The following is a 2160-nucleotide window of genomic DNA, read 5'->3' as shown; positions in this document are numbered from 1 at the left end:
CCGGAGGTCTCATGCGTGCGCCGATAGTGGCCTGGTTTTACTCCGCCGCCTGGCCTTAATTTGCTCCGGCGTTGACAAATTCTTATCGTGATATATATCTACATTCATGCTGCCGGAGTTTTTGGCCGAGGCGCCATGACACGCACTCAGACCTGGCAGCACCTCATTCTGTGGATACTGGCGCCGTCCAGGGACTGGGGCCCGCTTTGCGCAACACGTGCAAGACCTTCCAAGTGGTCATGCGCTTGGAGTAAAGGATCTTCCGGCACACGTGTTTGGGCGCCGCCCCCTACCCGGCTAACGGCGCGCTTCCCTCAGAAGTCGCCTCTACACGATCTCCAGCCTGATGATTTTGCCACCTCTAAAGGTAAAGCAGTAATCCAGCATCACCGGACTACCGGAAAACTCGCCACTCACCTTCGCGCGAACGAACGCTTTCTCTCCATTTACCTTGGCCTCCAAAGGCTCGACGACATAGCGCGCTGTCTTTCTCGTCTTTGCCCACCAATCAAGAATTGCTGTTGAACCGAGATGGCGAGCCCCGTCATCCTCCACAATTGCTCCGATCGAAAAGGCTGCAGAAAATGCCCCCGCATCATTTCGATTGTCAGCCTCGAAATAGCTCTCAACAACCAGTGGCATATTCAAAGCGGCTCTCCTTGGTTTCCTGCAGTCGAATGTATCAGCCAGAATCTACGAAATAAGTGGGACAAATCAGCATTCCAAGTTGAACAGATCGGGACAATAATTAGACTGCCGCCGCTGGCCAGTGGCCTTCTTGAGGCCTGCAAACCTCAAATGCCCCTTATGCCTACACAACGATTTTGCGCGAAGCAGCGCTCGCGCCAGCCCTACGCACGGCGATCAACAGTTCGCTGGCTCCATTCAAGGTCGTCGTTGGTGGCGTTTGTTTCGGAAACAGCGGCCTCACCATTCCTCCGGTCAATAAAGTGCGCAATTCTACTGATTGCTGCAACGACCGGCATTTCTATTTTTCGGGCCTCAGCCAGTTCGATGACTGCATCACATATTGTCGCCAACTCGAGCCTTCTACCGAGCTGGAGATCTTGCAACATCGATGTCTTGATCGGTCCCATCTTCTGCCCGAGTGCCAGAATCTCTTCGGGTGGCACCTCCAAGGATGCGCCATATGCGTCAATAACGGGGAGCATCTCAGCAAGCATCGCCTTGCTTATTTCCCCAAGATGAGGATCAGCGAAGTTTAGATCAAGCGTCGCTCCAGTTACAGCCGTGAGCGGGTTCGATATCAGGTTTCTGGCAACTTTTGTCCACACGGCGTCTCTGATGCGAGGGGCCACCCGGATCGAGATACCGGCTCCTTCGAGGATAGCCCTGATATTGGTGACCCGGAGCGTCATCTCATCGGTGAGCTCACCGATTGTCATCTGAAGTGGGTTGGAGGAAACAACACTCGTGCGACCGGTTTTCTCTGCAGTAATAACAGTGGTCGTTCCGATCACCTGACGCCAGGGGATGGCCTTGCCAAGGCTGCCGTCCGGATCGGCCGCAAAAATTCGCCTTCCTCCTTCACTGCCGCCCTGCCCTTCAAAATACCACCAAGGAATACCGTTCACGACCGGGACAACCACCGTCCTGTTGGATATGAGGTGCTGAATTGAGGCCGCGAGCCCCGGCAAGTCATGGGATTTGGCGCACAGGAACAGAACGTCGAAATTCCCTGTGTCGAAAGTCGAAGCGACTTCGGGGTGAAGATGGTGCTGACCCTCGTGGTCGATCAAACGTATGCCATCTTGACGGAAAGTGGATGTTCTTGTGTCTCTGGTGAGCAAGGTTACCTTATTCCCGCTCATCTGCATTCTGGCAGCCAGCGTAATTCCTATTGCGCCAGCGCCAGCAATCCCAATAGCCGGTGCAGATACGTGCTCGGGGCGGTTACAGGTCATTTTTGCTCTCCGTTAGGTGAGCACTGATTACGCACTTCGTTCGTTAGTCGCGCATGTCGGTTTTCACAACGCTGGCTTCAACTGTCATCTTAGTACGAGAATGAACGCCTGCTCGAAGCTCCACGCGCCGAACGGTCGCTGACGAGGTGAGCAGTTCTGTCAACGCCGGAGCAAATTAAGGCCAAGCGGCGGAGTAAAACCAGGCCACTATCGGCGCACGCATGAGACCTCCGGG

2 protein-coding genes are annotated in these 2160 nt (G+C 54.7%); both read right to left on the bottom strand.

What is annotated here, in order from left to right; all coding sequences use genetic code 11:
* Window positions 1–327 precede the first annotated feature (327 nt).
* Complete coding sequence (locus GAO09_RS00035; RefSeq protein WP_153352040.1) at window positions 328–648, bottom strand: nuclear transport factor 2 family protein; 321 nt, start codon at window positions 646–648, stop codon at window positions 328–330.
* A 203-nt stretch (window positions 649–851) separates the two neighbouring features.
* A complete protein-coding gene (locus GAO09_RS00030; RefSeq protein WP_153352039.1) occupies window positions 852–1925 on the bottom strand; it encodes a ketopantoate reductase family protein in 1074 nt (357 codons plus the stop codon).
* Between the last annotated feature and the right edge of the window lie 235 nt (window positions 1926–2160).

It is taken from the genome of Endobacterium cereale, assembly GCF_009617585.1.
Lineage (GTDB): Bacteria > Pseudomonadota > Alphaproteobacteria > Rhizobiales > Rhizobiaceae > Neorhizobium > Neorhizobium cereale.
The sequence above is the reverse complement of the archived record's forward strand: the minus strand, read 5'-3'. Positions and strand labels throughout refer to the sequence as shown.

What these genes read in the sequence shown, in the direction of transcription:
- GAO09_RS00030 (WP_153352039.1), bottom strand. Translation starts at nt 1,925, where the DNA reads ATGACCTGTAACCGCCCCGAGCACGTATCTGCACCGGCTATTGGGATT.